The sequence below is a fragment of the Vibrio sp. 10N.261.55.C5 genome (assembly GCF_041470505.1).
GTDB classification, from domain to species: Bacteria; Pseudomonadota; Gammaproteobacteria; order Enterobacterales; family Vibrionaceae; genus Vibrio; species Vibrio crassostreae_C.
In genome coordinates this window covers 132,269-152,925 of record NZ_JBFRMS010000016.1, presented here as the reverse complement: position 1 = coordinate 152,925, position 20,657 = coordinate 132,269, and the positions used below count along the sequence as shown (strand labels likewise).

At 45.2% G+C, this 20,657-nt stretch carries 20 protein-coding genes; 15 read left to right on the top strand and 5 right to left on the bottom strand.

Translation table 11 applies throughout. From position 1 onward, the window contains the following. Positions 1 to 43: 43 nt before the first annotated feature. The gene (hldE, locus tag AB4263_RS08665) at positions 44 to 1,474 is read left to right on the top strand and encodes a bifunctional D-glycero-beta-D-manno-heptose-7-phosphate kinase/D-glycero-beta-D-manno-heptose 1-phosphate adenylyltransferase HldE (protein ID WP_050649505.1); all 1,431 of its coding nucleotides are present in this window, start codon (positions 44 to 46) and stop codon (positions 1,472 to 1,474) included. A 129-nt stretch (positions 1,475 to 1,603) separates the two neighbouring features. Here the strand turns inward: hldE and tolC are convergent, their stop codons facing one another. Continuing rightward, positions 1,604 to 2,929, bottom strand: a complete 1,326-nt coding sequence (gene tolC, locus AB4263_RS08660) for an outer membrane channel protein TolC (RefSeq protein WP_017061424.1) — start codon at positions 2,927 to 2,929, stop codon at positions 1,604 to 1,606. A gap of 227 nt (positions 2,930 to 3,156) precedes the next feature. On the opposite strand from tolC, the gene nudF reads away from it, so the two are divergent. From nudF to parC, 6 genes are all read left to right on the top strand, one after another. Continuing rightward, complete coding sequence (gene nudF, locus AB4263_RS08655; RefSeq protein ID WP_017061425.1) at positions 3,157 to 3,786, top strand: ADP-ribose diphosphatase; 630 nt, start codon at positions 3,157 to 3,159, stop codon at positions 3,784 to 3,786. A gap of 4 nt (positions 3,787 to 3,790) precedes the next feature. After that, the gene (locus tag AB4263_RS08650) at positions 3,791 to 4,231 is read left to right on the top strand and encodes a DUF1249 family protein (protein ID WP_008222561.1); all 441 of its coding nucleotides are present in this window, start codon (positions 3,791 to 3,793) and stop codon (positions 4,229 to 4,231) included. Between the two features lie 59 nt (positions 4,232 to 4,290). Next, positions 4,291 to 5,115: a 3',5'-cyclic-AMP phosphodiesterase gene (gene cpdA / locus AB4263_RS08645; RefSeq protein WP_372098072.1), complete on the top strand. Its 825-nt coding sequence runs from the start codon at positions 4,291 to 4,293 to the stop codon at positions 5,113 to 5,115. A gap of 15 nt (positions 5,116 to 5,130) precedes the next feature. Further along, positions 5,131 to 5,736, top strand: a complete 606-nt coding sequence (yqiA, locus tag AB4263_RS08640) for an esterase YqiA (protein ID WP_017061427.1) — start codon at positions 5,131 to 5,133, stop codon at positions 5,734 to 5,736. A 239-nt stretch (positions 5,737 to 5,975) separates the two neighbouring features. Continuing rightward, positions 5,976 to 7,856, top strand: a complete 1,881-nt coding sequence (gene parE / locus AB4263_RS08635; protein ID WP_017061428.1) for a DNA topoisomerase IV subunit B — start codon at positions 5,976 to 5,978, stop codon at positions 7,854 to 7,856. Between the two features lie 3 nt (positions 7,857 to 7,859). Beyond that, on the top strand, positions 7,860 to 10,118 hold the full coding sequence (gene parC, locus AB4263_RS08630) for a DNA topoisomerase IV subunit A (RefSeq protein WP_017067236.1): 2,259 nt from the start codon (positions 7,860 to 7,862) through the stop codon (positions 10,116 to 10,118). Between the two features lie 102 nt (positions 10,119 to 10,220). Here parC and degS read toward each other — a convergent pair whose 3' ends face one another. From degS to zapG, 3 genes are all read right to left on the bottom strand, one after another. Beyond that, positions 10,221 to 11,285, bottom strand: a complete 1,065-nt coding sequence (gene degS / locus AB4263_RS08625; RefSeq protein WP_017061430.1) for an outer membrane-stress sensor serine endopeptidase DegS — start codon at positions 11,283 to 11,285, stop codon at positions 10,221 to 10,223. Between the two features lie 158 nt (positions 11,286 to 11,443). After that, the gene (locus tag AB4263_RS08620) at positions 11,444 to 12,799 is read right to left on the bottom strand and encodes a Do family serine endopeptidase (protein WP_017061431.1); all 1,356 of its coding nucleotides are present in this window, start codon (positions 12,797 to 12,799) and stop codon (positions 11,444 to 11,446) included. A gap of 126 nt (positions 12,800 to 12,925) precedes the next feature. Beyond that, positions 12,926 to 13,381: a Z-ring associated protein ZapG gene (gene zapG, locus AB4263_RS08615; RefSeq protein WP_017061432.1), complete on the bottom strand. Its 456-nt coding sequence runs from the start codon at positions 13,379 to 13,381 to the stop codon at positions 12,926 to 12,928. Between the two features lie 219 nt (positions 13,382 to 13,600). Here zapG and zapE point away from each other — a divergent pair, with 219 nt between their 5' ends. From zapE to sspB, 8 genes are all read left to right on the top strand, one after another. Further along, complete coding sequence (gene zapE / locus AB4263_RS08610) at positions 13,601 to 14,704, top strand: cell division protein ZapE (protein WP_372098071.1); 1,104 nt, start codon at positions 13,601 to 13,603, stop codon at positions 14,702 to 14,704. Positions 14,705 to 14,951: 247 nt separating this feature from the next. After that, a complete protein-coding gene (rplM, locus tag AB4263_RS08605; protein WP_010434689.1) occupies positions 14,952 to 15,380 on the top strand; it encodes a 50S ribosomal protein L13 in 429 nt (142 codons plus the stop codon). Between the two features lie 13 nt (positions 15,381 to 15,393). Beyond that, the gene (gene rpsI / locus AB4263_RS08600; RefSeq protein WP_004740758.1) at positions 15,394 to 15,786 is read left to right on the top strand and encodes a 30S ribosomal protein S9; all 393 of its coding nucleotides are present in this window, start codon (positions 15,394 to 15,396) and stop codon (positions 15,784 to 15,786) included. Positions 15,787 to 16,116: 330 nt separating this feature from the next. Further along, positions 16,117 to 16,707 (top strand): ubiquinol-cytochrome c reductase iron-sulfur subunit, encoded by a 591-nt coding sequence (gene petA / locus AB4263_RS08595; RefSeq protein WP_017061434.1) that lies wholly within the window; start codon positions 16,117 to 16,119, stop codon positions 16,705 to 16,707. Further along, on the top strand, positions 16,707 to 17,972 hold the full coding sequence (locus tag AB4263_RS08590) for a cytochrome bc complex cytochrome b subunit (RefSeq protein ID WP_017061435.1): 1,266 nt from the start codon (positions 16,707 to 16,709) through the stop codon (positions 17,970 to 17,972). Before petA ends, AB4263_RS08590 begins: the two co-directional genes overlap by 1 nt. Further along, positions 17,969 to 18,706 (top strand): cytochrome c1, encoded by a 738-nt coding sequence (locus tag AB4263_RS08585; protein WP_372098070.1) that lies wholly within the window; start codon positions 17,969 to 17,971, stop codon positions 18,704 to 18,706. Before AB4263_RS08590 ends, AB4263_RS08585 begins: the two co-directional genes overlap by 4 nt. A 97-nt stretch (positions 18,707 to 18,803) precedes the next feature. Continuing rightward, entirely contained in the window at positions 18,804 to 19,439 is a 636-nt protein-coding gene (gene sspA / locus AB4263_RS08580) for a stringent starvation protein SspA (protein WP_009848943.1), read from the top strand. Between the two features lie 6 nt (positions 19,440 to 19,445). Beyond that, positions 19,446 to 19,946 (top strand): ClpXP protease specificity-enhancing factor, encoded by a 501-nt coding sequence (sspB, locus tag AB4263_RS08575; RefSeq protein WP_372098069.1) that lies wholly within the window; start codon positions 19,446 to 19,448, stop codon positions 19,944 to 19,946. 91 nt (positions 19,947 to 20,037) lie between these two features. Here sspB and AB4263_RS08570 read toward each other — a convergent pair whose 3' ends face one another. Continuing rightward, positions 20,038 to 20,643 carry a BON domain-containing protein gene (locus AB4263_RS08570; RefSeq protein WP_017059276.1) on the bottom strand — a complete coding sequence of 202 codons (606 nt, stop codon included), beginning with the start codon at positions 20,641 to 20,643 and terminating at the stop codon, positions 20,038 to 20,040. Between the last annotated feature and the right edge of the window lie 14 nt (positions 20,644 to 20,657).

Genomic DNA, 20,657 nt, shown 5'->3' with positions numbered 1-20,657 from the left:
AGTGTGCTAGACTCTAGCCAGATTCGATTTTTGGAGATCCATAATGAAACCAATTCTACCTGACTACAGCCAATCAGGCGTTCTTGTTGTCGGTGACGTAATGCTTGACCGTTACTGGTATGGCCCAACTGGCCGTATTTCACCAGAAGCGCCTGTACCCGTTGTAAAAGTAGAAAATAACGAAGAGCGTCCTGGTGGTGCAGCCAACGTAGCAATGAATATTGCTTCTCTTGGTGGCCATGCTCATATCGTTGGTTTGACCGGTAAAGATGAGCCTGCTGAGGTGTTAAAAAATACCTTAGGCGCACTAAAGGTTAAATGTGATTTCGTTGAGTTGGAAGACTACCCAACCATTACTAAACTGCGAGTGATGAGCCGAGGACAACAGCTAATCCGCCTTGATTTTGAAGACAAATTTGAGAACACGGATCCCGAGCTTGTTTTGTCTCGCATGGAGCAAGCGCTTCCTAATGTACGTTCGGTCATCCTATCTGATTACGCAAAAGGTGCCTTGGAGCATGTGCAGAGCTTCATTCAAAAAGCACGTGCGGCAAAGGTTCCTGTATTCATTGACCCGAAAGGCGCAGACTTTGAACGTTACCGTGGTGCGACTTTGCTTACGCCAAATATGGCTGAGTTCGAGCTGGTTGCGGGCAAAGTAAAATCTGAAGAAGAAATGATCGAAAAAGGACTCGCGTTAATCGAAGAGTTTGATTTCGAGGCTTTGTTGGTAACGCGCAGCGAACATGGTATGACTTTGCTTCGCAAAGGTTTGGAGCCATTCCACTTGCCGACTCAAGCGAAAGAAGTGTATGACGTGACGGGTGCAGGCGATACGGTTATCTCGGTACTGGCGGCTTCTGTTGCTGCTGGCAAGCCACTGGACGAGGCGTGTGCACTGGCGAACGCTGCTGCAGGTGTGGTAGTGGGTAAGCTTGGTACATCTACTCTATCTACGATTGAGCTAGCGGAAGCGATTCACGGTAGTCAAGACACAGACTACGGTGTTATCTCTGAAGCGGCACTGGTTGAAGCGGTGAAGCGTGCTCGTGCGAAAGGCGAGAAGGTGGTGATGACCAATGGCTGCTTTGATATTTTGCATGCTGGTCATGTTTCTTACATGAATCACGCGGCTGAGCTGGGTGATCGTTTGATCGTTGCGGTGAATACTGACGAATCAGTGAAACGCTTGAAAGGTCCAGGTCGCCCTGTGAACCCAACTGATCGTCGTATGGCGGTATTGGCTGGCTTAGGTGCAGTTGATTGGGTTGTCCCATTCTCTGAAGATACACCTCAACGTTTAATCTCTGAGGTATTGCCAAGTATTCTTGTGAAAGGTGGTGATTACAAACCTGAAGATATCGCTGGTGGTGCGGAAGTGATTGCTGCTGGTGGTGAAGTTAAAGTACTTAACTTTGAAGATGGTTGCTCTACGACTGAAATCATTAAAGCGATTAAAGGTGGTCGAGGCTAACTCTTAGCCTTCCCGTTTTCTAGTCTCAAGGCTTAACTTTGAGCTAGGTTGAGAATTAGCTTTCAATAGATAATAAAAATGCCGCTCAATGAGCGGCATTTTTGTAGGGGTAACTTAAGTAATTAATAATTACTTACTTGCTACTTTTAGACCTGCGTTTACATCAACAATGTCTTGTTCGCTTAGCGTACCAACCGCTTGACGAAGCTGAAGTACACTTAGGATGTAGTTGTAACGAGCATCTGAAAGGTTTTTGTTCGCATCATATAGACGACGAGTCGAATCTAGTACGTCAACGATAGTACGAGTACCTACATCAAAACCAGCTTCTGTTGCTTCTAGAGCAGACTGAGCAGAAACTACAGACTGTTCGTAAGCGCGTAGAGCACCGATCGAAGCGCTGATGTTGTTGTTGAATGCACGTACGTCTTTTACAACGCTACGGTAAGTTGCTTCTAGATCTTCACTTGCTGCAACGTAGTTGTATTCAGCCTGTTTAGTCAATGAAGTTGTGTTACCACCCGTGTATAGAGGTACAACTAAGTTCAAACCAATGTTTAGGTTGTCTTGGTCGTAATCTTGGGTGCTGTTTGATTGATCTGAAACAGCGTAGCTACCATCTAGGGTTAAGCTTGGTAGGTGACCAGAGCTTGCTAGAGAGATGTTGTCTTTTGCTACGTCTTGAGAGATACGTGCAGCCAATAAGCTAAGGTTCTTTTGTTCTGCTTGTTCAACAAGTGCAACTGCAGACTCAGAAGATTTGCTTGCTGAGAAACGATCAGTATCTAGGATGCTTAGGTTAGAGTGTTCCTGACCTGTAATCTCACGAAGACCTTCGTAGCTATTCGTTAGGTCGTTCTCTGCAAGAACTTCATCAGCCAAAACACCATCGTACTGAGCTTGCGCATCATGTACATCGGTGATTGCTGAAAGACCTACTTCAAAACGTTGCTTAGTTTGTTCTAGTTGACGAGCAACCGCTGCTTTCTCTGCACGAACAAATTCTAGGTTATCTTGAGCGCGAAGCACTTCGAAGTATGCTGTCGCAACACGAAGGATCAAGGCTTGTTGTTCTGCCGCGTAAGCTGAATCAGATTGACGAGCGGTTTTCTCTGCCGTATCTAGTGTGATCCATGAAGAACGCTGGTAAAGCTCTTGGCTGAAGCCGATAGCAGCTCCCCAAGTGTTGTTATCAATGCTTGAATTACCAACACCTGATGTATCTCGATCACCACGATTAATGTCGTAGTTTGCTGTTAGGTTGATTTGCGGTAACAAAGAGCTACGACTTGACGTTACTGCTTCAAAAGCGGCATCGCGCTGCGCTGCTGAACGAAGAAGTTGTGGATCGTTCTGTTTTGCTTGGTCGTAAACTTCAGCTAGCGTATCAGCAAAAGCTGACGAACTCAGGCTGCCAATTGCTGCACTGATAAATAGTGGAAGCAGTTTTTTCATTTTCCTATTCCTGCCTTTTATGGAATTTTCTTTAGAAGAGTTTAACCCAGTTTGGTGGTAATTTACTCGAAACTTTGCACTTTTTTACAGTTAACTGTCCACTTGTGCAATATTTATTTTTTAAAGCTTAACTTTAATTATAAATTTTATATAAAAAGTTGAACCTTATCCTTGGTAGTTAACTCGGACAATGAGTAAACTATAAAGATCACTTAGTGAGGTACCAAATGCAACAGTATGACAATCAACGACATGAGTTTACTCCGCAAGATGTGGAAATAGTCTCAAAAGAGACGCTGTTTCGTGGTTTTTTCAAAATGGTCAAGTACACATTTAAACATAGACTATTTGAGGGCGGCTGGAGCCAACCAATAGAGCGTGAGATGTTTGAGCGTGGACATGCTGCCGCTTTGCTACCTTATGATCCTGTGCGTGATGAAGTGGTGATCGTCGAACAGATCCGTGTCGGAGCCCTAGAGCATGAGAACCCATGGCAATACGAAATTGTTGCTGGGATCATTGATACGGACGAATCGCCACAAGACGTCGCTCGTCGTGAAGCAATGGAAGAAGCCGGAGTCGAAGTCGGATCTGTATTGCCTATTACTTCGTATTATCCTTCATCTGGTGGTTGCTCTGAAAAGCTCGACGTCTTTGTTGGCTGTGTTGATGCAACGACAGCCAAAGGGGTACACGGATTGGACTACGAAGGTGAAGACATTCGTGTACAAGTGATGAGTCGCGAAGCTGCTTATCAGTTGGTAAAAGATGGTGTATTTGAAAATGGAGCCACGATCATTGCGCTACAGTGGCTACAATTGAACTACCAAGAATTACAGTCAGAGTGGATAGATTAACGTCATGCCAAATATCGCGGTCAAAAAACCGTATCATGTTGATCTTGCTGAATTGATGCGAGTTTACGAGACTAACTATGCCAAACTGAACGCTTTGTTACCGGTTGGGCATGAGGTTGGTGACGTTCGCTGTTACCAAGCCGTTAATATGGTGTATCAATTGACAGTGAATGAGGTCACAAAATACACCACATTAATAGATATATGTCAGAGTGATGCGATGCCAGTGTTTCCTTTGCCAAAAATGTCTGTCAGGCTATATCACGACGCTCGAGTTGCAGAAGTGTGCGCTAGCGGGGATTTTTCGCGAGTCAAAGCGAAATATGACTACCCCAACACTAAGCTTCTGCAAAAGGACGAGAAATTTCAATTGAATAAATTTCTTGGGGAATGGTTAACGTTTTGTTTAAAAACGGGTATCAGCCGAACCCCAATTGCCTTTTAATTGAGCCTATTTATCAACACTTTTAAAGTCTAAACAGTAACGTATCTGGATTTGTTATTTTGGAATTATCACACACTTCAAAATTTGATGAGAGCACTATTAAGCTTGTGCAGCTAACGGACACGCATTTATTTGCGCCGAGCAATGGCAGCTTATTAAGCATCAACACTCAAGATAGCTTTCGTGCTGTAGTCGATGGCATTGTTAGTCAGGGCTTTGACTATCAAGCGATTTTAGCAACCGGTGATATATCTCAAGATCACAGTGCTGAGTCGTACCAGAAATTTGAGTCAGGGATTCAGCCTTTGGAAAAGCCATGCTATTGGCTGCCAGGGAACCATGACTTTAAGCCTAATATGGGCAGTGTTTTACCATCACCACAAATACAGTGTGTTGAGCATGTCTTGCTAGGCGATAACTGGCAGATGGTGATGCTAGACTCGCAGGTGGTTGGTGTGCCTCATGGTCGCCTCAGCGATCAACAGCTTGACCTATTAGAACAGAAGCTGACGGAGTTCCCTGAACGTAATACCTTGGTTCTATTGCACCACCATCCATTGTTGGTTGGCAGCGCATGGTTAGATCAACATAACCTAAAAGACGCCGATCAATTTTGGGATGTGGTTCAACAGCACACCAATGTTAAAGCCGTACTGTGTGGTCACGTTCATCAAGACATGAATCGAGATCATCATGGTGTACAAGTCATGGCAACACCGTCGACTTGTGTGCAATTCAAACCTAACTCAGATGACTTCGCGGTTGATACTTTGTCTCCGGGCTGGAGAGAGATTGAATTACATCAAGACGGTACCGTTAGCACGCAAGTTCGTCGTCTGCCTCATGGGCAGTTCTTGCCTGATTTTAAGGCTGTTGGTTACTAATGAAGGCGGTTATTGATGCCAGGCTCTAATCAACAAGCTAATAAGCCATCGCTGCTTCTCTATATTCACGGATTTAACAGCTCATCACGTTCTCATAAAGCGAATGTGATGGCAGATTACTGTGCGGAGCATCGCGCTGATATTAAAGTCGTAACCCCTCAACTGCCGAGTTTCCCTCAACAAGCGGCACTTCATTTACAGCAGCTGGTGGAGCAATACAAAGAGCAATATCAAATAGCGTTGGTCGGTAGCTCGCTGGGTGGCTATCTTTCAACATGGCTGAATAGCCACTATGGTTTTAAAGCGGTGGTTGTAAACCCAGCAGTGAAGCCGTATGAGCTTCTTGCTGACTATTTAGGTGAACAAGTAAACCCATACACAGATGAACGATATGTACTGGAAACAAAACATATTGATGAACTGAAGGCGTTAGAGGTTTCGGCTATCGCTAAGCCGAGCGACTTCTGGTTACTTCAGCAAACGGAAGACGAAGTTCTGGATTACCGACAAGCGGTAGAGAAGTACCAAGGTGCAACACAGACAGTAGAAGAGGGCGGGGATCATAGCTTTGTTGATTTTGAACGCTACCCACAACAAATCATCACCTTTCTAAATCTTTAATCTGTTCCACCAACCAAGTGATTTTCTCTTGTTTGCCTGTTATTTCATCTATCAATGGTGAAATATCATAGTTTGATGTCTTAGTTTTTGAACTAGCTTGACATCATTACTCAGCTTCCAGACTATATTCCCCAATACTTCGCTCGTTCGCTCTACTATGACGGTTCATAGTAATGATTCTGCTTTAGTGAAACTGGAGCCAGCGAACTGACGCAAACTTTTTGAGTAAACTCCGTATTATGACTGAACAATATAATGCAAAAGACCTCGAGGTACTTGAAGGTCTCGACCCTGTGCGACACCGCCCGGGAATGTATACCGAGACAGAAAGACCTAACCACCTTGCCCAAGAAGTCATTGATAACTCGGTCGATGAAGCACTAGCGGGACACGCTAAGAAGATCAAAGTGGTACTTCATGCAGACCAATCGTTAGAAGTTACCGATGACGGGCGTGGTATGCCTGTCGATATCCACCCTGAAAAAGGGATCTCAGGTGTTGAGCTGATTTTAACTAAGCTCCACTCTGGCGGTAAATTCTCGAATAACAACTATAAGTTCTCTGGTGGTCTGCACGGTGTAGGTATCTCGGTTGTAAACGCGCTGTCAAAACGTGTTGAAGTGACCGTACGCCGAGAAGGTCAGGTTCACGAGATCGCACTTGAAGGCGGTCATGCAGTAACAGAGCTTACTGTGACGGGCACTTGTGGTCATCGTAACAGTGGTACATCAGTACATTTCTGGCCTGATCCTAAGTACTTCGATAGCCCTAAATTCTCGACACTTCGTCTGATTAACAACCTACGTGCAAAAGCAGTGCTTTGCCCAGGTTTAGAAATTACCTTTATCGACAAAGTCGGTGGTGAAGAGCATAAATGGTTCTATGAAGATGGTCTAAAAGACTACCTTGCCGAAGGCGTGAAAGGTTACACCTTGCTGCCTGAAGAACCGTATGTTGGCGAATTCGTTGCTGAAACAGAAATGGCAAACTGGGCGATCATCTGGCAGCCAGAAGGCGGCGACATGATCACCGAAAGTTACGTGAACTTAGTACCGACTAAACAAGGTGGTACACACGTAAACGGTCTTCGCCAAGGTCTTCTTGATGCAATGCGTGAGTTCTGTGAATTCCGTAATTTGCTGCCGCGTGGCGTTAAGCTAACGGGCGACGATATCTTCGATCGCTGTTCGTACGTACTGTCGGTGAAGATGCAAGATCCGCAGTTTGCTGGTCAAACAAAAGAGCGCTTGTCTTCACGTCAAACTGCTGCGTTTGTGTCTGGTGTGGTAAAAGATGCGTTTAGCCTGTGGTTGAACGAAAAGCCACAACTGGCAGAACAGCTAGCAGAAGCTTGTATTGCGAATGCCCACCGCCGTATGCGCGCAAGCAAAAAGGTTGTGCGTAAGAAAATCGCTTCAGGCCCAGCACTGCCGGGTAAGCTAACTGACTGTTCAGTTCAAGACTTAAGCCGTACCGAAATCTTCTTCGTGGAAGGGGACTCGGCGGGTGGTTCTGCTAAACAAGCACGTGATCGTGAGTTCCAAGCAGTTATGCCACTTCGCGGTAAGATCCTAAATACATGGGAAGTGTCAGCAGACCAAGTATTGGCTTCGCAAGAAGTGCACGACATCTCGGTGGCTCTAGGCATCGACCCGGACAACGATGATTTATCCGGCCTGCGTTACGGTAAGATCTGTATCCTTGCCGATGCGGACTCGGATGGTCTTCATATCGCGACACTGCTGTGTGCTTTGTTTACTCGCCATTTCCATGCATTAGTTGAAGCGGGTCATATCTATGTGGCAATGCCTCCTCTGTATCGTATCGATTGCGGTAAAGAAGTGTTCTACGCACTTGATGACGCAGAGAAAGACGGTGTGCTTGAGCGACTATCGCAGAAGAAAGCCAAGATCAACGTGCAACGATTCAAAGGTCTGGGTGAAATGAACCCACTTCAGTTGCGTGAAACCACCATGGATCCAAACACTCGTCGCCTTGTGCAGTTAACGATTGATGACAGCGAAGCAACCAACGAGATGATGGACATGCTGCTTGGTAAGAAACGTGCAGATGATCGCCGTACATGGCTACAGACTAACGGTGATATGGCCGAGGTATAATGGATGTCTAACGAAATTACATATGATGGCGTTGAACAGCTGCCAATGCGCAAGTTCACCGAAGATGCCTACTTAAATTACTCAATGTACGTGATCATGGATCGTGCATTGCCGTATATCGGTGATGGCTTGAAGCCAGTACAGCGTCGTATTATCTACGCGATGTCTGAGCTAGGCTTATCGGCTGCATCGAAATACAAAAAATCAGCACGTACCGTTGGTGACGTATTAGGTAAGTATCACCCACATGGTGACTCTGCTTGTTACGAAGCGATGGTATTGATGGCGCAGCCTTTCTCTTACCGCTACCCATTGGTAGATGGTCAAGGTAACTGGGGTGCTCCTGATGATCCGAAATCGTTCGCTGCGATGCGTTATACCGAAGCCAAATTATCTAAGTTTGCTGAGGTTCTTCTAGGTGAACTAGGTCAAGGCACTGTTGACTGGCAACCAAACTTTGATGGCACGATGAAAGAGCCTCAAATGTTGCCTGCTCGCCTACCTCACATCCTACTTAACGGTATTACAGGTATCGCGGTAGGTATGGCGACCGATATTCCACCACACAACGTGCGTGAAGTCGCTAATGCAGCCATTCACCTAATTGATACGCCTAAGTCTGAGCTTTCAGACGTGATGGGTTTCATTCAAGGTCCAGATTACCCGACTGAAGCTGAGATTATCTCCCCGAAATCGGACATCGAAAAGATCTACCGTACTGGACGTGGCAGCATCAAGATGCGCGCGGTTTGGCACAAGGAAGGCTCTGATATTGTTATCACGGCTTTACCTCATCAAGTGTCAGGTGCGAAGTTACTTGAGCAAATCGCTAATCAGATGCGCGCTAAGAAGCTGCCAATGGTTGACGACTTGCGAGATGAATCGGATCACGAGAACCCAACGCGTATCGTTGTCGTTCCTCGTTCGAATCGTATCGACTGTGACCAATTGATGAGTCACCTGTTCGCGTCGACGGATCTAGAGAAAAACTTCCGCGTTAACTTGAACATGATTGGTTTAGATAATCGTCCTCAAGTTAAAGGCTTAGTTCAAATCCTGAAAGAGTGGATCGAGTTCCGTCGCACAACGGTTCGCCGTCGTTTGCAGTACCGTTTAGATAAAGTACTGGCACGCTTGCACATCTTAGAAGGTTTGCTTGCTGCTTATCTTAATATCGATGAAGTGATTGAGATCATTCGTACAGAAGACGAACCATGTCCTGTCCTAATGAGCCGTTTCAACATTTCTGAAATTCAAGCCAATGCGATTCTTGATATTAAACTTCGTAACTTAGCTAAGTTAGAAGAGTTTAAAATCCGAGCGGAACAAGAAGAGCTTGAAGCTGAACGTGAAAAGCTTGAAAAGCTACTCGGTTCAGAGCGTCGCTTGAATACGCTGATCAAGAAAGAAATCCAAGCAGATGCGGATAAATATGGCGATGATCGTCGTTCACCTCTGATTGAGCGCGCTGAAGCGAAAGCGCTAACAGAGCGCGACTTAGTACCAAGCGAACCAATCACGGTTGTGTTGTCTGAGAAAGGTTGGATTCGTCATGCCAAGGGGCATGAAGTTGACGCTGAAGGTTTGAACTACAAATCGGGTGATAAATTCTTAGCGAGTGCTAAGGGTAAGAGTAACCAGCAAGCGGTGTTCCTCGGCAGTGATGGTCGAAGCTACTCCCTTGAGTCACATTCATTACCGTCGGCGCGAAGCCAAGGTGAGCCAATTACAGGCCGCTTGAACGTCAGCCCAGGTACTTCTATTCGCCAAGTGGTGATGGGAGAGAATGAACAATTATGGTTAGTCGGTTCTGATGCAGGTTATGGTTTTGTTTGTAAGGGTAGCGATCTGCTGTCCAAGAACAAGAGCGGTAAAGCCTTGGTTAACTTGCCACAAGCTTCTGAAGTGATGATGCCAAGCCCTATTGCTGACTTGGACAGTAATCAGATTCTGGCGATTACTAACCAAGGTCGTATGTTGTTGTTCCCGATTAAAGATCTCCCTCAGCTGAGCAAAGGTAAAGGCAACAAGATCATCAACATCCCTTCTGCGAAAGCAAAAGAGCGTGAAGAGTTTGTCTCACATCTTATGGCTATCCCAGAGAATGCGACGCTGACTATCTACGCCGGTAAACGTAAGCTTGGTTTGAAACCTGCGGATCTTGAAAACTTCCGTGGTGAACGTGGTCGTCGTGGTGGTCTACTGCCTAGAGGACTACAGCGAGTGACTCGCATCGATATCGAAGAGCAAAGTGAATCGTAGAGATACTTGAAACAATCTTTAGATAAAAGAAAACCCAGCCTATGAGCTGGGTTTTTTGTACTTGTGTATTAGCAGCTTGAATCATTGCTTACAGAGTTTGCTCTACAGGCGAGTATCTTCGGCGATGGTCACCTTTAAGGTTTTGCTTTCACCTTGGCGCAATATACCCACATCGATAACTGTACCAGGTCGCAGGTCGGTAACGATGTCCATTACACTCTGGCGACCATTTACTTGGTTATCGTTGATACTGACAATAATGTCTTGAGCTTCAAAACCCGCATCGGCAGCCGGACCATTAGGGTCTATCCCCAACACAACGATCCCGCCGATATTCTTAGTACCCAACATGCGTGAGGTGACTGAGTTGATGTCTTGTCCATCGATACCAATATAGCCACGAATCACACGACCATCGGCGATGATCTTTTCCATGATTTTATTAGCAAGCGGATAGGGGATAGCGAATGAGATCCCATAGGTTTCCATGTCGGTAGCTTGCTGGAAAGAGGCGGTATTGATACCGACTAGCTCACCTTGTGAGTTCACCAGTGCGCCACCTGAGTTACCTTCATTGATTGCCGCATCGGTCTGGATAAAGGCTTGATGGCCATCGGCACTGATCGAAGAACGGCCGGTTGCAGAGATGATACCAAAGGTTGTTGTTTGACCTAGGTTGTATGGGTTACCGATAGCCAGTACAACATCACCGACATTGGCTTTGTAATTAGGATTGAGTGGGATCACCGGTAGATTATCACCGCTGACTCTAAGTATCGCGATATCGGTGCGTTTGTCTGAACCGACAAGTTGCGCAGCTGCTACTCGGCCATCTTGAAGTGCCACAACTATTTGGTCTGCTTGAGCCACCACATGGAAGTTGGTAATGATGTAGCCTTTCTCGCTAACAATCACCCCAGAGCCCAAACCTTGTGTGAGCAGTTTGTTTCGATCGCTTTCAGCGTATTTACGGCTATAAATGTTAACCACTGCAGGCGCCGCGCGGCGAACTGCTTGGTTAAATGAAATCTGAAGAGAGCCAATATTATCGACTTTAGGGCTAGTGACGTCAGCGACAATCGCTGGTCTTAAGCTCGGGAAGGCGAGAAGAATAAGCGCCGCTGAAACGAGTCCAAGGGAAATAGAACGAAATAGAAAGGACAGCATGTTTCCCTCTTCAACAAGTAAGGTGTGAAGCCTCCATCAATGGATGACTGATTTGATTACAAGTGAAGCATAGCATTTTGATTGATCTAAAGAAAAGGGAGACTGAGTAAGTTTAAAGCAAACTTACTGAGCCTCCCTGTAATTGCGCTGACGTAAGACTATCGAATCACAAGATAGATAGTTCGGTCGCCTCGCTGGATATTAAGCGCCAGTACACCAGGTTGTTTTTCAAGAATCTCTCTAAACTCAGCAAGGTTCTTAACGGGCTGGCGGTTTACTCCGATGATGATGTCATCTTTCAGGAGTTGATAGGCTTCGGCTGGTGAACCTTGAGCAACATTCGATACCTTGACGCCCGTTGCAGAGTCACTCTCTGTTGTGTTGGTTAACTCAGCACCAGCTAGTCCTTCATGGAGCTTCTCAGCTTGTGTTTTATTATTGGTGGATTCACCAAGCGTCACATCAAAGGTTTTGCTCTTACCGTCACGAACTACACCCAGTTCAATCTGCTTACCAGCGCCGAGTGTTGCGACCTTAGCTCTTAACTCGCTGAAGGTATCAATGCGTTTGCCATTAATAGAGACAATAATATCGCCCGCTTTCAGTCCTGCTTTATCGGCTGCGCTGTCAGGGACGATTTGGCTAACAAAGGCGCCCTTGCTTGATTCATAACCGAGTGCTTCTGCCAATTCAGAGGTCACTTCTCCGCCTTGAACGCCAAGCATGCCGCGTTTTACTTCACCGAAGTCGAGAATTTGTTCTGTCAGGTTTGTCATCATATTAGAAGGGATTGCAAAGCCGATACCGACATTACCTCCGTTAGGGCCAAGAATGGCGGTGTTGATACCAATTAGCTCACCGTTAAGGTTCACTAGCGCACCACCAGAGTTGCCGCTGTTGATTGCTGCATCGGTTTGAATGAAGTTTTCAAAGTTTTCTAGATTCAGGCCGCTACGGCCGAGTGCAGAAACAATACCGGATGTCACGGTTTGCCCAAGTCCGAATGGGTTACCGATCGCGACACTAAAATCACCAACTCTTAATTTGTCTGAGTCTGCGACTTTTATCTGGGTCAGGTTTTTGGCTTCTTCTAATTTTAGCAGTGCGATATCAGACATCTGGTCGCCGCCGATTAGCTCAGCATCGTACTCTCGACCATCATGCAGTTTTACTTTGATATCGTCCGCACCATTAATGACATGGTAATTGGTCACGATATGACCTTTCTCGGCGTCAATGATGACACCAGAGCCTAATCCGCGGAAGGGACGCTCTCGTGTTTGTTCTGGACCAAAAAAGAATTGAAATTGTTCAGGGATTTGCTGACGTTGTACCTGTTTGCCTTCTACGGCAATACTAACCACAGCGGGGGTCACTTGTTCAAGCATAGGAGCAAGGCTCGGTAATTGTTCATTACCCACACTTAATGGCAGTGCGGCTGTTGCTTTAATGGGGGTGATGATTGAACTTAAGCTTAAAGTTAGCACTGATAAAGCAAGCAAAGGTTTTTTCATCATAAACTCCTCTCTAGTTAAGGTCTTAACCCTCTTATACGTTTAATAAGTATGATAAGTTTCAAATGACCTGAGTGAAAGTTATGACTCAAAAACCTTTGTAAAGTTCACAGAAGTGTTAAATGTTTACGATGCTTTTGCTGTAACAACATCGGGAGCATTCATGATTTCTTTCTTCTGCTCTGTAAATAAACCGGTTGCGCCATTAGCGTAATCTTTCGGTTGTTCCTCAAGTGTCGCCTCTTTTACTGAAGGCTTCTCTTGTGGCTTGTCCGAATGGGCAGCGGCTGTTTTCACAAACGGGTTATCTTGCTCTGGCAGGTTAGGAATCAGCTCTGAGCTTGTTTTTTCCATGTGTTGGTACAGTTTTGTGTAGTCTTTACCTAATGTGTCCAACATTTCTGCTGATTTCGCAAAGTGATCAGCCAGCTCTTGTCGCTGCTGCTCAAGGGCAAACTTTGCGCTATCCAATTCTTTCTGTACGTTCTTTTGTTTTTTGTATTCAGGTGTCATGAGACGAGAAATAGCGACCCCTAAAATAACTCCGACTAGTAAACCGGCAACGGCATACATCCAAGGCATAACAGCTCCTTATTATTGTTTTTTAACATGTTTGTTACTACTTAGTTACACGTGATACGGCTCCATGGTACTATGAGAAAGCCGCAGTATAAAGAGAAATGCGTGTGCGCTAGTTAGCAGTTTGATGCTGCATTATTCACCACATCACGTTATTCCTCGTACTGTTTGGGCTCATTTTTAGTTGTTGTCTGATATTGCTTTCATTGTGGAAATGTCGTCATGAATCCCATTAAAAAATACGAACAAGATATAAAAGAACATGGATTTCAAAGAGATCCAGCACAAGAGCAAGCCGTAAAATCTTTAGATGAACTCTTTCATCAATTTCAAGATTACATGAATACGCCCATTCCTCAACTGACTCGCTTCCAGAAATTACTAGGCAAAAAGCCAGAACTGCCACAACCACCGAAAGGTCTCTATTTTTGGGGTGGCGTAGGGCGAGGGAAAACGTACCTAATGGATACGTTCTATGATGCCTTACCGACCACTAAAAAAATGCGTGTTCACTTTCACCGCTTTATATATCGAGTTCATGATGAGCTAAAGGCGCTAGGTAATGTGAGTGATCCATTGCCTTTAGTCGCAGACAAGTTGAAGGAAGAAGCGGACATTATCTGTTTCGACGAATTCTTTGTTTCAGACATCACCGATGCGATGATCCTAGGAACCTTGTTCCAAGAGTTATTCGCTCGAAACGCTATCTTGGTTGCGACCTCTAATATTCCACCTGCGGATCTGTATCGCAACGGGTTACAGCGAGCGCGTTTCTTACCTGCCATCAAGCTCATTCAAGACAACTGTCATATCCTTAATGTCGATAGTGGTATTGACTATCGTCTACGTACCTTAGAACAGGCTGAGATTTACCATTACCCGCTAGATAGCCAAGCGAATATTAATCTCGAAAAGTATTACGCTCAGCTCGTTGGTGAAGATAAAGAGAAGCTTAAGCAGATAGAGGTTAACCACCGTCAATTAGATGTAGTCGAAGCGAGTGATGGCGTACTGCATGGTACCTTTGCTCAGCTTTGTCAGTCGGCTCGTAGCCAGAACGACTATATTGAGTTGTCTCGGGTTTATCACACAGTTCTATTGGCGGATGTATTGCAAATGGGCGCGACTTCAGATGACGCTGCGAGGCGCTTCATTGCATTAGTTGATGAGTTCTACGAGCGCAATGTGAAGCTGATTATTTCAGCGGAAGTGGAGCTAGAAAAGCTATACACCCATGGTCAGCTAGAGTTTGAATTTAAACGTTGTCAGTCGCGTTTAATTGAAATGCAGAGCCATGAATATTTGGCAAAAGAACACTTAAGTTAGCTTTGATTATCTCGAATAAGAAATAGAATTAAAAAAATCGTGATTTTGTTCAAAAAGAGGTGATTTTTTCTTCGCTCTTCTCTATAATCCTGCGACCTACCGTTACTGCGGGCCTCTAGCGATGAGTAAAATCACGTTATGCCAAGAGTTTTCCAACACTCGAAGGGGTGATGAATGGTAACTCTTAGACAGTGGGAATACGCGAGTATTCCTTAAGTGTAAATTTTTTAAATAGGTAATTATTAGCATGAAAACTTTCGTTGCTAAACCAGAAACTGTAAAACGCGACTGGTATGTTGTAGACGCTGAAGGCAAAACTCTTGGCCGTCTAGCAAGTGAAATCGCTTCTCGCCTACGCGGCAAGCACAAAGCAGAATACACTCCTCACGTAGACACTGGTGATTACATCATCGTTGTTAACGCTGAGAAAGTTGCTGTAACTGGTAACAAAGCTAAGGGTAAGGTTTACTACCGTCACTCAGAGTTCCCAGGTGGTCTTAAAACTATCACTTTTGAAAAGCTAATTGCTAAGAAACCAGAAATGGTTCTAGAACTAGCAGTTAAAGGTATGCTTCCACGTGGTCCTCTAGGCCGCGCGATGTACCGTAAGCTTAAAGTGTACGCTGGTACTGAGCACAACCATGTTGCTCAACAGCCACAAGTACTAGACATCTAAGGGGATTATGAAAATGGCAGAGAATCAATACTACGGCACTGGTCGTCGCAAAAGCTCAGCAGCTCGTGTTTTCATCAAACCAGGCTCTGGTGAGATCGTAATCAACAAGCGTAGCCTTGATGTTTACTTCGGTCGTCCAACTTCTCGTATGGTTGTTAAGCAACCTCTTGAGCTAGTTGAACTAACTGAGAAACTTGACCTTTACATCACTGTTTCTGGTGGTGGTATTTCTGGTCAAGCTGGCGCAATCCGCCACGGTATCACTCGCGCTCTTATGGAGTACGATGAAACTCTACGTCCTGCTCTACGTGCAGCTGGCTACGTTACTCGTGACGCTCGTTGCGTTGAACGTAAGAAAGTTGGTCTACGTAAAGCACGTCGTAAACCTCAATTCTCTAAGCGTTAATTTTTCTTTACGAAAAAGTACACGCCCCCAGTTTTACGACTGGAATTGTGGTTCAAAGCTCGGCTATATGCCGGGCTTTTTGTTTTTATACCCCCTCTAAACGCTTTCCCTTCCTCGTTTTATTTCCAAATTCTTATATTTTGAAAGCTTTTGTAACCCAATGTGCGCTTTGCCTCATGATTGTTACAAAAAGGTAGCTTTATCTTGTCAAAAAGTAGGGTTTTATTTATCATTTGCCGTCAATAAATAGAACTAAATACATATTTTGTTAGCCATGCTCTTTAATCGGAATTATTTCAATCCACAAGGAGCAAATGGGAGAATGTTTGGATGAGCAACGCGCCTTTAAATAACGGTCGCAGGCGTTTCTTAACCGCAACAACAGCCGTTGTTGGTGGTTTAGGAGCAGCTGCTGTAGCCGTGCCTTTTATTAAATCATGGAATCCGAGTGCCAAGGCGAAAGCTGCGGGCGCGCCGGTGGAAGTGGAAGTCAGTAAGTTAGAACCGGGACAAATGGTTCGTGTCGAGTGGCAAGGTAAACCTGTATGGGTTGTACGCCGTGCTGAGTCGGTACTAGAAAACCTAAAATCGATCGGTGGTCAACTTCGTGACCCTCAATCTGAAGCTGAACAACAACCAGAATACGCACAGAACGAGTTCCGTTCAATTAAGCCGGAATTCTTCGTTGCTGTTGGTTTCTGTACGCACTTAGGTTGTTCTCCAACTTACCTGCCGGATTCTTTTGCAGAACAAGTTCAGGGTGTTAAGTCTGGTTTCTTCTGTCCTTGTCATGGTTCAAAGTTTGATATGGCAGGTCGAGTATTCCAAGGCGTACCAGCTCCATTGAATCTTGTTGTACCAAAGCATATGTATTTGAGTGACACTAAGATCATGATCGGTGTGGACGAGGGAGACGCGTAATGCAAGGATTGCTTGATTGGGTAGAGAAACGTCTACCCGCGATGAATGCGTATAAAAAGCATTTATCTGAATACCCAATGCCTAAGAACTTTAACTTTTGGTACCTTTTCGGTTCTTTGGCAATGTTGGTATTGGTTAACCAAATCCTTACGGGTATTTGGCTAACAATGAACTACGTACCGTCAGGTGAGGGTGCATTTGCTTCTGTTGAATACATCATGCGTGATGTGGAATACGGTTGGCTACTACGTTACATGCACTCAACAGGTGCTTCGGCATTCTTCGTTGTTATCTACCTGCACATGTTCCGTGGCCTAATCTATGGTTCTTACCAAAAGCCTCGTGAGCTACTTTGGATCTTCGGTATGTTGATCTTCTTAGTGCTTATGGCTGAGGCTTTCATGGGTTACCTACTACCATGGGGTCAAATGTCTTACTGGGGTGCTCAGGTAATCATTTCTCTGTTTGGTGCGATCCCTGTTATCGGTGATGACCTAACGCTTTGGATCCGTGGTGACTACATCATCTCTGGTGCAACGCTGAACCGTTTCTTCGCACTGCACGTTATCGCTCTACCAATTGTACTTCTGCTGCTTATCGTACTTCACGTACTAGCACTGCACGAAGTGGGTTCGAACAACCCAGACGGTATTGAGACGAAACTTCCTAAAGGCACAATGGGCGACGACTACAAAACGCAGTTCCCATTCCACAAGGATTACACTAAGAAATACGACATCATTGACTCTATTCCTTTCCACCCATACGGGACCGTGAAAGATATGGTTGGTGTGGCCGGTTTCCTATTCTTCTTCTGTTATGTGCTGTTCTTTAACCCAGAGATGGGTGGATTCTTCCTTGAGCCGCCAAACTTTGAAGCTGCTAACCCACTGAAAACACCAGAGCACATCGCTCCGGTATGGTACTTCACGCCGTTTTACGCAATTCTGCGTGCTGTTCCTGATAAGTTGCTAGGTGTTGTAGCAATGGGCGCATCTATTGTTGTGCTATTCCTACTACCATGGTTCGACCGTTGTAAAGTGCGTTCTTACCGTTACCGTAGCAAACTGCATTTGATTAACATCATCCAATTCACAATAAGCTTTATTGCGCTTGGTGTACTTGGTGCGCTTCCAGCAACGCCAACATACACGCTACTGGCTCAAATCTTTAGCTTAGGTTACTTCATGTTCTTCGTTCTACTGTGGTTCTACAGTAAAAATGAAGCGACGAAACCATTACCAGAAAGGGTGACATTCAAATGAAAAAGTGGATTGTAATTTTATTTGCTATGTTGCCGTCACTGGTGATGGCAGCGGGTGCAAACGTACCATTAGACAAAGCGAACAATGATTTAACAGACAAAGCTTCATTGCAAAATGGCGCTAAGATGTTCATGAACTACTGTTTCGCTTGTCACTCAACGCAGTACCAGCGCTATGAACGTGTTGCGAATGATTTAGAGATCCCCGTTGATCTTATGAAGGAAAATCTGATTTTCGACCCTGAAGCGAAAATCGGTGACTTGATGGTTAATGCTATGCCTTCTGATCAAGCGGCAAGTTGGTTTGGTGCTCCGCCACCAGACCTAACATTGGTTGCTCGTGTTCGTGGCGCAGACTGGCTGTACACTTACCTTCATACTTTCTATGAAGATCCGTCTCGTCCATTTGGCGTGAACAACATTGTTTTCCCAAGCGTTGGTATGCCGCACGTTCTTGAAGAACTGCAAGGTATCCCAACACCAATCTACGATACTCATATGGTAGATGGCGAGGAAGTGACGGTTGTTGTTGGCACTGAGACTGACGGCTCTGGCGAATTAAGTGCTGGTGAATACGACGAAGCAGTTCGTGACCTTGTTAACTTTTTGGTTTACTCGGGCGACCCAGTTCAACTTGAGCGTCACGCTATGGGTTGGTGGGTAATGGCCTTCTTAGTAATCTTCACTATCATCGTGATTTTGCTGAAGAAAGAGTATTGGCGTGATGTGCACTAATTGTGCTATAATACCGTGCTAATTCCCAAATTATGTTAATGTTCAATGGAGGCTTTAGGCCTCCATTGTTTTTATTTAAAGTGTACTGGAGGGCTCCATGGCTGTAGCTGCCAATAAACGTTCTGTAATGACTCTTTTCTCAAGTGCTTCTGATATGTATAGCCATCAGGTGCGCATCGTTCTTGCTGAAAAAGGCGTAAGTGTTGAAGTTGAGTTGGTTGATGAAAAAAATCTACCAGCAGAGCTTGTTGAACTGAACCCGTACAAATCAGTACCTACTCTTGTTGATCGTGAGCTTGCTCTATATGACTCGAAGATCATCATGGAATACCTAGATGAGCGTTTCCCTCATCCACCGTTGATGCCTGTATACCCGGTTGCTCGTGGTAACAGCCGTCTAATGATGTACCGCATTGAGCGTAACTGGTATTCAGTTGCAGAGAAGATCGTTAAAGGCAACGCTGAAGAATCTGAAGCAGCTCGCGTTAAACTGCGCAACGACCTACTGACTCTTGCTCCTATCTTCGCTGAGTATGAATACTTCATGAGCGAAGAGTTTAGCCTAATTGATTGTTACCTAGCTCCGCTATTATGGCGTTTACCTGAGCTTGGTATCGAACTAATTGGTCCTGGTTCTAAAGAGCTTAAGATTTACATGAACCGCGTATTCGAACGTGATTCATTCCTAGCTTCTCTAACTGAAGCTGAGCGTGAGATGCGACTCGTTCGCTAAGCGTTTATGGATATTTCTAATATGACTCCACGCCGACCATACATGCTTCGTGCATTTTATGAATGGCTGGTTGATAACGAACTAACTCCGCACCTTGTTGTTGAAGCAACATTACCGGGTGTGCGAGTTCCAGAAGAGTTTGTTCAAGATGGTCAGATCATTCTGAACATCGCGCCTCGTGCGGTTGGACAACTTGAACTGGGTAACGAAGCTGTGACGTTTAGTGCTCGCTTTAGTGGTCGTCCACACTCTGTGATCGTTCCGCTTTACGCAGTACAAGCGATTTATGCTCGTGAAAATGGTGCTGGTACCATGTTTGAACCTGAAGAGGCTTACATGGAAGCGTTTGAAGAAGGGATTGAAGAGGGACCATTTGAAGCTCCGGAACAAGGTCCTTCATTAAGTGTTGCAACGGCAGAAGTTGACGTTGATGCGGAAGATTCAGGCCCTGAGCCTGAGCCACCTCGTCCAGCTAAAGGTCGCCCAAGCCTTCGTGTTATCAAATAACGTTAGTTAAATAATGAACCAAATAAAAAAGCAGCGACTCGTCGCTGCTTTTTCTTTTCTGCTATATAGCATTCAATTGACTGGCTTAAGGCTAGTTAACAGCCGTCTCTTCTTCACCATATTCAAACGCTCGAATGACCTGTTTTACGCCAGAGATGTTACGAGCAACTTCTGTTGCGATATCGGCATGCTCTCGAGTCACGAGTCCAAGCAGGAATACTTCTGAATCCTCAGTAATCACTTTTACTTTGATGCCGTTAAGCTCAGCATTCGCAAGCAGAGCTGATTTCACTTTAGTGGTAATCCAGCTGTCTTTACTAATAGCACTTACAGACAAAGGTTCTTTCACTCGAACCTGATTGTGGATGCTCTCAACGCCAGCCACTTCTTTGGCTTGGTTTTCAAAAGCGCGACGTTCTGAATCTGTGGTTGCTTGTCCCATCAATACCACCGAACCTCGGTACGAGCTTGCGGTGACACGTACGTTGCCACGGAATGGTTGTTTATTGGTAATCGCTGCGACTTCAAATTCGATGTTGTTGTCGTTCCAAATCTCTTTGGTTGTTCGCGTATCCGTGACTAGGTTTGCAGTGGTTGCAGCACCAGCAATGAAAATGCCAGCACAACCAGACAGAGACAGTGTAAGTAGCGAAACACTAATCAGCTTAAACAGCCTCATAGAGGTTAATGATTTCATTGTGATGCTCCGTA

Excerpts from the sequence above, each read along its gene's own strand:
- parE (WP_017061428.1), top strand. The coding sequence starts at position 5,976 with ATGACTGAACAATATAATGCAAAAGACCTCGAGGTACTTGAAGGTCTC.
- nudF (WP_017061425.1), top strand. The coding sequence starts at position 3,157 with ATGCAACAGTATGACAATCAACGACATGAGTTTACTCCGCAAGATGTG.
- sspA (WP_009848943.1), top strand. The coding sequence starts at position 18,804 with ATGGCTGTAGCTGCCAATAAACGTTCTGTAATGACTCTTTTCTCAAGT.
- AB4263_RS08570 (WP_017059276.1), bottom strand. The coding sequence starts at position 20,643 with ATGAAATCATTAACCTCTATGAGGCTGTTTAAGCTGATTAGTGTTTCG.
- sspB (WP_372098069.1), top strand. The coding sequence starts at position 19,446 with ATGGATATTTCTAATATGACTCCACGCCGACCATACATGCTTCGTGCA.
- zapG (WP_017061432.1), bottom strand. The coding sequence starts at position 13,381 with ATGCCTTGGATGTATGCCGTTGCCGGTTTACTAGTCGGAGTTATTTTA.
- AB4263_RS08620 (WP_017061431.1), bottom strand. The coding sequence starts at position 12,799 with ATGAAAAAACCTTTGCTTGCTTTATCAGTGCTAACTTTAAGCTTAAGT.
- degS (WP_017061430.1), bottom strand. The coding sequence starts at position 11,285 with ATGCTGTCCTTTCTATTTCGTTCTATTTCCCTTGGACTCGTTTCAGCG.
- parC (WP_017067236.1), top strand. The coding sequence starts at position 7,860 with ATGTCTAACGAAATTACATATGATGGCGTTGAACAGCTGCCAATGCGC.
- rpsI (WP_004740758.1), top strand. The coding sequence starts at position 15,394 with ATGGCAGAGAATCAATACTACGGCACTGGTCGTCGCAAAAGCTCAGCA.
- AB4263_RS08585 (WP_372098070.1), top strand. The coding sequence starts at position 17,969 with ATGAAAAAGTGGATTGTAATTTTATTTGCTATGTTGCCGTCACTGGTG.
- yqiA (WP_017061427.1), top strand. The coding sequence starts at position 5,131 with ATGCCAGGCTCTAATCAACAAGCTAATAAGCCATCGCTGCTTCTCTAT.
- AB4263_RS08590 (WP_017061435.1), top strand. The coding sequence starts at position 16,707 with ATGCAAGGATTGCTTGATTGGGTAGAGAAACGTCTACCCGCGATGAAT.
- petA (WP_017061434.1), top strand. The coding sequence starts at position 16,117 with ATGAGCAACGCGCCTTTAAATAACGGTCGCAGGCGTTTCTTAACCGCA.
- AB4263_RS08650 (WP_008222561.1), top strand. The coding sequence starts at position 3,791 with ATGCCAAATATCGCGGTCAAAAAACCGTATCATGTTGATCTTGCTGAA.
- hldE (WP_050649505.1), top strand. The coding sequence starts at position 44 with ATGAAACCAATTCTACCTGACTACAGCCAATCAGGCGTTCTTGTTGTC.
- tolC (WP_017061424.1), bottom strand. The coding sequence starts at position 2,929 with ATGAAAAAACTGCTTCCACTATTTATCAGTGCAGCAATTGGCAGCCTG.
- rplM (WP_010434689.1), top strand. The coding sequence starts at position 14,952 with ATGAAAACTTTCGTTGCTAAACCAGAAACTGTAAAACGCGACTGGTAT.
- zapE (WP_372098071.1), top strand. The coding sequence starts at position 13,601 with ATGAATCCCATTAAAAAATACGAACAAGATATAAAAGAACATGGATTT.